This is a genomic window from Elusimicrobiota bacterium, from assembly GCA_041660925.1.
Taxonomy (GTDB): Bacteria; Elusimicrobiota; Elusimicrobia; order UBA1565; family UBA1565; genus JBAZUV01.
In genome coordinates, this window is record JBAZVI010000013.1 from 71,430 (window position 1) to 80,652 (window position 9,223).

4 protein-coding genes are annotated in these 9,223 nt (G+C 67.4%); 2 read left to right on the forward strand and 2 right to left on the reverse strand.

Translation table 11 applies throughout. From position 1 onward, the window contains the following. Nucleotides 1-50 precede the first annotated feature (50 nt). Nucleotides 51-761, reverse strand: a complete 711-nt coding sequence (locus tag WC969_14695) for a ComF family protein (GenBank protein MFA6031101.1) — start codon at nucleotides 759-761, stop codon at nucleotides 51-53. Between the two features lie 259 nt (nucleotides 762-1,020). After that, the gene (locus WC969_14700) at nucleotides 1,021-6,651 is read right to left on the reverse strand and encodes a hypothetical protein (protein ID MFA6031102.1); all 5,631 of its coding nucleotides are present in this window, start codon (nucleotides 6,649-6,651) and stop codon (nucleotides 1,021-1,023) included. A gap of 287 nt (nucleotides 6,652-6,938) precedes the next feature. On the opposite strand from WC969_14700, the gene WC969_14705 reads away from it, so the two are divergent. After that, on the forward strand, nucleotides 6,939-8,024 hold the full coding sequence (locus WC969_14705; GenBank protein MFA6031103.1) for an LptF/LptG family permease: 1,086 nt from the start codon (nucleotides 6,939-6,941) through the stop codon (nucleotides 8,022-8,024). Beyond that, entirely contained in the window at nucleotides 8,021-9,100 is a 1,080-nt protein-coding gene (locus WC969_14710; GenBank protein ID MFA6031104.1) for an LptF/LptG family permease, read from the forward strand. The genes WC969_14705 and WC969_14710 overlap by 4 nt, the downstream gene beginning before the upstream one ends. Nucleotides 9,101-9,223: the final 123 nt, after the last annotated feature.

The following is a 9,223-nucleotide window of genomic DNA, read 5'->3' on the forward strand; positions in this document are numbered from 1 at the left end:
CGCGCGCCTCGGCTCAGGCTAAGCAACCCCCGCGGAGTCGAACCTTCGGTTCAACTTCGCGCCAATACGAACGCCTTGACGGCGCGCGCCCCGCCGGCACGCAGGACCCGCGCGCAGGTCTCGAGGGTCCCGCCGCTCGTTGCGACGTCGTCGACGAGCACGAGCACCCTTCCCCGAAGCGGCCCGACGGCCTCCGCGAGCGCGAACGCGTCCCTCAGGCGCTGGCGCCGCGCGGCGCGGCCGTAGCGCCACTGCGGCCGCGTGGGCCGTATGCGGACGAGCGCCCTGCGCACGGGCAGGCCCGAGGTCCGCGCGAGCGCGCGGGCGAGCCCCAGGGCCTGGTTGAAGCCCCGCGCGCGCTCCCGGGACGGGTGCAGGGGGACCGGGACGAGCGCGTCGGCGTCCTCGAAGCCCGGAGTCCGCCGGAAGGCCTGCGCCGTCCAGTCCGCGAGCGCGCGGCCCGCCTCCTCGCGGCCTTCGTATTTGAACGCGTGGAGCAGGCGCGGCAGGGGCCCGCCGTAGACGAAGGCGGCGCGCACGAGGTCCACGGGCGAGAGGGCCTCGCGGCAGGCGCGGCAGGGCGAAGGTCCCTCCCAGCGCCGGCCGCAGCGCCGGCAGGCCGGTTCCGGCCGCCGGAGCTCGCGCAGGCAGGCCCCGCAGAGCGGTCCCTCCAGGGGCCAGGGGAGGTCCTCCCTGCAGTTCAGGCAGACGCGAGGGAGCAGGAGCTGCAGGAGATGATCCGAGAGCGGCAGGCCCCACACATCAGGTGTACGAATGAGAAGCGAAAGGAGTTCCTTGCGTGAGGAAGGTGTGAGGAGAGGGTCTACCCTATTGCTCCCCCCCACGGGGGGAGACCCAGAGGGGGGGAGGTGCTGTTTCCCGGATAAGTCCGCCCCTCTCCCCGGCCCTCCCCCACGGGGGGAGACCCAGAGGGGGGGTGAAACTCTGATTCCTGGAGAAGTTCGCCCCCCTCCCTGCCCTCCCCCGCGGGGGAGAGGCAGTAGGGAATAACGTCCCCTTCTAGAACTGGAACGTCAACATCGTTCCGAACTGATACGAGACGTAATCCTCTTCTTTGATGTACTTGTGCCACATGCGGCTGACCGCGCCGTTGAGGGTCATGCGCAGGTTCTTGGCGAGCTCGTAGTCGGCGTTCGTGTTCAGGTTGAAGAGCTTGGAGTTCTCGGCGATGGTCACCGGCGACTTGCGCATCGCCAGCGAGAGCGTCGTCGTCCAGATGACGCGGTTGGTGAAGGACAGGGTCTTCTTGCTGAAGGGCAGACGCAGGCCCTTGGGCAGGGAGATGTCCGTGCGGATGAGCATGCTCGGCGTGATGATCGTCGTGTTCTGCGTGTCGACGCCCGTGCCGAGGGTGGTCACGTCTTCCTGGTAGTCGAGCTTCGGGGTGAAGCGGAAGATGCGCACGTCGAAGGTCGACTGCAGGGTGAAATCCTGGTGCGACGTGGTCTGGGTGATCTGTCCGATGCGCAGGTCCTTGCGCGCGGAGGTGCGGCGGTTGAAGCTCAGCGAGGTGTCGAAGCGCTCGCGGATCATCGCGCGCAGGTCGGTGCCCACCGCGTCGTCTCCGTCGAGCGACTGCCCGACGTTCTCGGTCGTGTGCGCGGCGTACTTGAGGTTGATCTGGCCGTTGCGCATCCAGGAGTCCGCGAAGACGAGCTTCTCCATCTGGGAGAGCGAGGCGATGAGGTCGGGGAGCGTCGTCGAGACGGTCTTCGAGAGCGTCCCGGTCGTGTCGGTGCGCTGGATGCTCTTGACGTAGTTGTTCGTGATCGCGAAGGTCTTCAGCGCCGCCTTGCGGCCCTCCAGGTCGTAGGCCTCCAGCGGCGTCCAGCGCTGCGTCGAGTTGAGCGTGTCGCGCAGGGTCTGGTTGGCGCGCTGGGCGGCGGCGCCGCGCGGACGCAGCGGGGTGCGCACCCAGAGGGCGGTCTTCGTGTCGAGGCCTTTCTCGATGTTGTTGTAGACGTCGCCGTCCTGCAGGGAGTAGCCGTTGGTCAGGGAGAAGCTGCGCAGGAGCTTCGACTTCGTCAGGATCTCCGAGGCGTTGAGGGTGAGGTTGATGCTGCCGTTGGCGGAGCGGTTGACGGTCTTGAACTCGCCGATGGGGAAGGAGTTCGTGGCGCCCGCCACCGTGTAGCTGGTCATGACGAGGGTCCCGTTCTCGATGCGCGTCGGGGAGAGGATGTTGTTCTCGAGGGTGTTCACCGAGTAGGCGACGCTCGGGTTGAGCCAGGAGAGCAGGCGGAAGTTCGACGAGAAGCCGACGTTCTGGTTCTGCGACTTGGGGTAGCTCTGGCTCACCTCCGCGCCGGAGGTGAAGTCGGAGCGGTTCTCCTTGACCTGGGTCATCGAGTAGTTCGGGTTCAGCGAGGAGCCCGACCAGGGGACGAAGGTCAGGCGGGCGCCGTAGGTGTTGGTGAACTCGTCGGTGTTGAAGTTCCCCGCGATCGAGCGCGAGAGCGGGGAGTCGAAGGAGACCGAGTACTTCACGAAGGTGTAGTTCAGACCGACGGTCCGGGGGGTGAAGAAGCGCTCGAAGGGGAGGCTGTAGTCCATGCTCCCGGTGTAGGTCTTGCGGTCGTCGAGGCGGGTGAGCAGCTCGTACTCGGTGCGGGCCCGCTCGTGCGAGAGGTTCAGGCGCGGCCAGGCGCCGTAGTTGAAGGAGCCCTGGGCGCTGCCGTTCCAGACGGTGACCCTGCCCGCGCTCATGAGACTCACGGTGTTCGAGAGGTTTCCGGTCGCGTTGGCGTTCGGGGTGACCGTGATGATGCGCGAGAGCGCGAAGCGCAGCGGCAGGAAGCTGATGCGGTCGAGGTTCAGGTAGGCGTTGTCCTGCCGGTTGTCCTGGTTGCTCACCACCGTCGTCGGCGTCTGGTAGTGGCGGTCCATGAAGCGGTGCTTGAAGCCGAAGGAGCCCCAGGCGGGGACGGTGAAGTCCGCCTGGATCTTCTGGGCCGTGCCGACCCGGGTGATGGGCTCGGCCACGTGGATCTCGTCGAGCCAGAGGGTGCCGGCGTTGCTGGAGGCGTCGTTGGCGGTCGAATAGACGCCGGCGGTGATCTGCGGGATCTGCTGGAGGCTCGGGTTGCCGGTGGAGAACACGACCGTGCCGGAGGGGGCGTCGCCGACCTGCCAGGAGTCCGCGATCTGCTGTCCTCCGGAGTCGACCTGCCGGATGACGACCTTCTTCCAGCCCGAGAAGTTGATGGGGACCTTGACCTCGAAGTAGTCCTTGTCCGAGCCGGCGCGCAGGAAAAACGTTTTCGAGCCGTCGATCGAGCCATTGCCGCGTGCGGAGCCGTAGAGGAGGAAGGCGAAGGCGCGGTGCTGACTGATGTCGAAGGCGCGGTTGAAGACGCGCTTGGTGTAGATCGTGGTCCCGGCGACGAGACCCTGGTAGCCGAGCTCGAGGGCCTGCTCCGAGATGTTCGAGGTGTTGGTCTGCTTCTGGAGCTCGTCGACGGTGCCGTAGAGGGCGGTGAAGATCTCCTGGGCCTCCCCCCCGGCCTTGTAGATGGGGATGTAGGTCGGGTCGTCGACGTTGTTGACGGCCTTGACCGTGACCGTGCCGCCGCCGAGCGCGCCCGTCGCCGAGTCGCCGGCGATGCCGCGCTGCCAGGCGTTGCCGACCACGGCGATGCGGGAGAAGCGGATGTCGCCGGCGACGACGGAGGTCGGGTCGCCGCTCTTCGTGATGGAGATGCGCAGCTGCTTGATGGCCTGCCAGCGCGAGAGGTTCGCGGCGGTGACGTTGAGCGGGATCTGGAAGGTCTTCCAGCCGGTGAAGTTCATCACGCCCATGTTGATGTCGTCGGCGGCTCCCGAGGTCGCCGTCATGCTGGTGCCGTTGACGTAGCCGAAGTCGTCGCCGGAGAAGTCGGCGGGGTCGAGCCGGCCGTTGCGGTTGAGGTCCTCGGTGTCGATGCGGCCGTTGCCGGCCCCGTAGCGCTTCGAGGTCTTGGCGGGCGGCGCATAGTCGAAGCCGATGTCCTCGTTGGGCGAGAGCAGCCCGTCGTTGTTGGCGTCCTCCGTCTTCAGGACGCCCGTGCCGTCGGCGTTCTCGTCGATGCCGCCGAGGTGGAAGTTGATCTGGTTCTTCGAGGCCGAACCCTGGTACATCGTGATCTCGAGCATCGTCTTCTGCGAGAAGTCGAGACCGGTGGGGGAGAAGACGGAGACGATCGACACCGTCGAATTCGTGGCGCCGTAGCTGAAGTCGTAGTGGAAGTTCAGGACCTTCTGGTTCTCGTTCTTCCCGACGGGCGCGGTGGGGTTGATCTCGAGGGTCGGCACGTCCACGGTGCTCCAGTCGAGGGCCTGGGGGTCCGCCGCGACGCCGTTGGGGTTGGAGGCGACCTGCCAGGCCTGGACCTGGGTGCTCGCGAGGTCGTCCTGCTTCATCCCTTCCATGTTCTCGATGATGGCGCGCTTGGACAGGTTCGGGTTCATCTGGCTCTGCGCGAGCTCGAAGCCGAGCGAGCCCTGCAGGAAGGGAAGCAGGCGGATGCTCTTGAGCTGCATGTCCGCCTCGTAGACGAGGAGACTCTTCGCCAGCTCGTTGACCGTCGGGACGGTCGGCGGCTTGGAGCCGCTCTGGTAGAGCAGGGTGGAGCCGATGGAGAAGTGCTCGCCCCAGTCGTAGCCCACCCGCGTGCCGAGCAGGCTCTCGGTGGCCGTGCCGGCGAAGGGAGCGACCTCGTAGCTGATGTCGATGATCGAGGTCTCCTGGATGCGCTGCTCGTTGAAGAAGGTGATGAAGCCCGACTCGTAGTCGATGAAGTAGTCGCTGTTGCGCGAGAGGCGCTGGCCGTCGATGACGACGACCTCCGACTGGAGGACGATGTTGGGCTCGAGGAAATAGGTCTTCAGGCGGAAGCGGAACTCGAGCTGGAAGAGGCGCTTGGAGAGCGGGGCCTGCGAGTAGAGCTCGGGGTCGGGCGTGGAGGTGTCGCCCGTCACGGCGAAGGGCTTCTGGAGCTGGAAGATGCCGTTCTCGAAGTCGACGTTGATGGTCTCGGGATACTTCTGCGCCGGGTCCAGCAGCGAGCCGACCTCGTTGCGGTTGAGGTCGAGGACCTTGAGGAAGAAGCTCCCGCGTCCGTCGTCGCGCACGATCTGGCTGCGGCCGAGGTTGTAGAAGGTCTTGAGCTCGCGGTTATAGCCGGACTCGGTCGCCGTGGAGACGATGGCGACGTCGGCGAAGGTCTTGACGAGCTTGAGCCTCCCCGTGGCCCCCGCCGTGTTGAAGGTGTCGGTGGAGCTCTGCTGCGTGATGGAGGTCCCGTAGTTGTCGATGAAGTCCACGGCGACGACGTCCTGGGCGTCGAGCGTGTTGCGGAAGGTCAGGACGCCCTTCACGTAGTCGACCGTGTAGTCGACGCCGGGGGAGAGGAGCATGAACGACCCGGTGAAGGTCGAGCGGGGCGCGGCGAGGGAGTTTCCAAGGTCGTCGACGATGAGGGTCTGCTCGTTGACGTTCTGCTGCCCGACCGCCTTGCGCGAGATGTAGACGCGTTCGCTGCCGCCCCGCAGGGGGAGGCGGGAGGCGTTCCCGAAGCTCAGATCGTAGTACTGGCGGCGGACGTAGGAGGTGTCGGGCACGTCCAAGGTGTTGAAGGTCGTGTTCCCGCGGAACTGCTTGGTCTTCGTCTGACCCTTCGTGCGCGAGCCGATGAAGATCGCGTTGAAGCCCTTGTACTTGAGGTTCACGCGGATGCCGAAGAGCTGCTTGTTGTAGCTGACGAACTCGGTGGCCGGCAGGGAGAGGTCGATGTCGCCGAAGGAGGCGTTCTGGACGACCTCGTCGGGGTCGCCCGTGTAGACCACGGAGATGTCCTGCTTGTTCGTCTTGGTGTCGTCGTAGTCGACGTTGACGGTGATCTTCGGCCCGACCTTCCCCTGCATGCGCAGCTGGAGCTGCTGGGTGATGTCGATGAGGTTCGTCGTCGCCGCCCGTCCCGTCGTGCGCTGGTCGCGCAGGTAGCGCTTCTCGCTGAACGAGAAGCCGATGAGTTTGCGGCCCGTGATGGAGAGGGAGGTCCCGTAGCTGGGGAGTTCGATCTCGGGCCGCGGCGGCTGGGGCGAGCCCGTGCCGTAGGCCACGTCGTAGCCGGGGGGCAGCGCCGGCGGGAGCTCGATCTCATCGCGGGGGATGACCCCGTACTCGACGTCCTCGCGCATCTTGTTCCACGCCTTCTGGTCGGGGGCGCGGAAGGGCGTCAGCCCGCTCACGAATTCGGCGAAGTCCCGGCGGGTCTTCGCCGCGGTCGAGGCGGGGGCCTCGAAGATGCGGGAGGGATCCGCGCGGTCGAGGAGGAGGAACGGCCCGGAGTCCCGCAGGGCGTCGGGCAGGGGCGTCGAGGGCGGCGGGGGGAGGATGATCGTCCCATCCGGAGCCCGCTCGACCGGCGCCGACGCGGCGGAGGTCTCAGGGGCGGGCGGCGCCTCCGCGGCCGCCCCCTCGCTGGCGCTGCCGGCAGCGCCAGCGCCGGAGTCGGACGCGGCAGGGAGGCTGGTCGTCCGATCGCCCGTGGGACGGGAGAGGGGCGCCGATGCGGCGAAATCGGGGTCGTAGGGGGGGGAGAATTGGGCGAACGCCGTCTCGCGCGCTTGCGCGCCCGCGTATAGGCACAAGACGAGAAGGGCAGTCAGCTTTCTGGCAGCTGTGTTGGTCAAGTGGGTCCGTTCTCGGCGCGGGGCCCGCGCAAACGCTCCAAAGAGGGTTTCCCCTCGCGCGCACGCGGACGCGAAAGTATAACGGGGGGGTGTTACGCTGTCAAGAACAAGCGCGAGGACTCAACAAGTCCTCGCGCGGGGGGATGTCGGGAACGGTTCCCCACGGGCCTCGACAGGAATCCCCCCGGCGGGGATTCCAGGTTGGTATAATCCGGGGGTGTCCTGTCGTGTGGACACGCCCGGACATGCCCATCCTCTCCCGCTACATGCTGCGCTCGTACCTGCCGACCTTCGGGCTCGCACTCGGGGTGTTCCTCTTCGTCCTGCTGATGCAGCACTTTCTGCGCCTGTTCAACCTCGCCCTGATGAAGGGCATCCCGCTGGTCTGGATCGGGTCCTGCTTCGCGCGCCTGCTTCCCGGCTTCCTGACCATGGCTCTGCCCGTGGCCTTCCTAGTCGCTCTTCTGCTCACTCTCGGTCAGCTCAGCGAGACGGGCGAGGTGATGGCCATGCGGGCGGCGGGCTTCTCGTTCCGCGAGATGCTCGTGCCCTTCCTCGGGGTCGCCGTGCTCCTGAGCGCGCTGCTCTTCGTCGTCAACCACGAACTCGGCCCCAAGAGCTTCCACTCCTTTCGGGAGGCGCAGGCGCAGGCCGCCTCGCGGCTGGCTCGCGTCGAGCTCGAGCCGCGAACCTACTTCCCGCTCGGGGATTGGCGCTTCTACGCGGAGGACGTCGATTCCGACGGGACCCTGGCCGGCGTGCGCCTCGTCAAGCTGCGGGGAAAGTACCAGCGCCTGCGCATCTCCGCGCGCAGCGGACGCGCGCGCCTCGAGCAGGGGCGCGGGCTCACCCTCGAGCTCTTCTCCGGGACCCTGGAGTGGCCCAACCTCGATCCCACGAGCGTCACGACCGGGGTCTTCGGCCGCTACAAGCTCTTCGTCCCGTTCGCGGCTCCGATCCGCTCCGAGCGCGAGCTCGACCTTCAGGAGCTGAGCACCGCGCGCGTGCGCGAGGCGCTGCGTCGGGCGGACCTCCCGGACTCCCGTCGACGCGAGTACGCGACCGAGGCCGCGACCCGCAGCGCGGGCGCCGCGGCGCCCTTCGTGCTCTTCTGGATCGCCTGTCCGCTGGGCCTGCTGTCGCTGCGGCGCGGACGCGCCGCCGGCTTCGCGCTGAGCCTGCTCGTGATGTTCGTCTTCTACGGGCTCCTCGCCTTCGGGATCGGCGTCGGCCGGCGCATGGGGGGGCTTTCCGCCTGGGGGCCCTGGCTCCCGAACGTCGTTGTCCTGGTCACGGGGGCCGCGTTCTGGAGGAAGCTCACCCGGATATGAACACCCTCCTCGGACGCTACGCGATCCGCCGCTTCACCGCGCCGTTCTTCTACGGCCTGGGGGTCTTCGCGCTGGTCGTCTTCCTGGCCGACCTCTTCGATAAGATGAACCGCGTGCTCGGAACGAAGGCCTCCCTCTGGACGGTCGTCGAATACCTCGTGCTCTCCGTGCCCTACTGGACCATCCGCGTCGTGCCGATGGCGACGCTGCTGGCCGTCATCTTCGCCGTCTCGGGCTTCGTGCGCAGCGGGGAGTTCATCGGTCTGCAGGCCTCCGGCATCCGGCCCCGCGACTTCTTCCGGCCGCTGCTCGCGGCGGCCGGGGTGGTCGCGCTGGGTGCTTTCCTCCTGCAGGAGACCCTCCTGCCCGTCTGCTACCGGCGCGCCCAGACCCTCTGGCGAGGCCAGATCCATCCCGAATGGGAATGGAGCAAGTATCAGAACGCCGCCCTCGTCGCCGGATCGGACCGCTACGTCACGGTCACCGAGTTCAACGCGAAGGAGGGGACGATGGCGCGCCCCGTTCTCGACCGGCGGGGTCCCGACGGCGGCGTGCGTCAGCTCGACGCCAAGAGCGCGGTCTGGGCGCCCTCCGGGCGCTGGATCTTCCGCGAGGGGGTCGAGCGGACGCTGGCTCCCGACGGATCGATCGCCGAGGAGAAACCCTTTGAGGAGCTCGCCAGCGACTTCACCGTCTCGCCCAAGGAGCTCGTGCCTCAGTCCCGCGATCCCGAGGAGATGGGAACCCTCGAGCTGCGCCGCCAGTTGGCCCGTGCCCGGCGTCTGGGGGAGTCCCTGACGCCCCTGCGTACGGCCCTGCAGGGGAAGCTCGCCTATCCGTTCACGAATCTGATCCTCTGCGCGCTGGGCATCCCCATCGCGCTGAGGCTCGGGCGCTTCAGCCGGCCGGTGAGCGTCGGGGCGGCGCTCGGGATGAGCTTTCTCTACCTCTGGATGCTCGAGACGAGCCGTTCGCTCGGGAACGCCGGACGGCTGCCGCCCATGGCCGCCGCATGGACGCCGCATCTGTTCTTCACGGCCGTCGCCGTCTCCCTCAACCGCTGGCTCGACGTCTAGGAGTCCGTCCGAGTAATAGCGTGCGTTTTGGCCGGGCGATTTCGAGCCGAGGCAAGGCGCGAGGAGCGAGGATAGCTTGAGCTATCTGAGCGACGAGCAACGCAGCCGCAGGCCGAAAGCGCC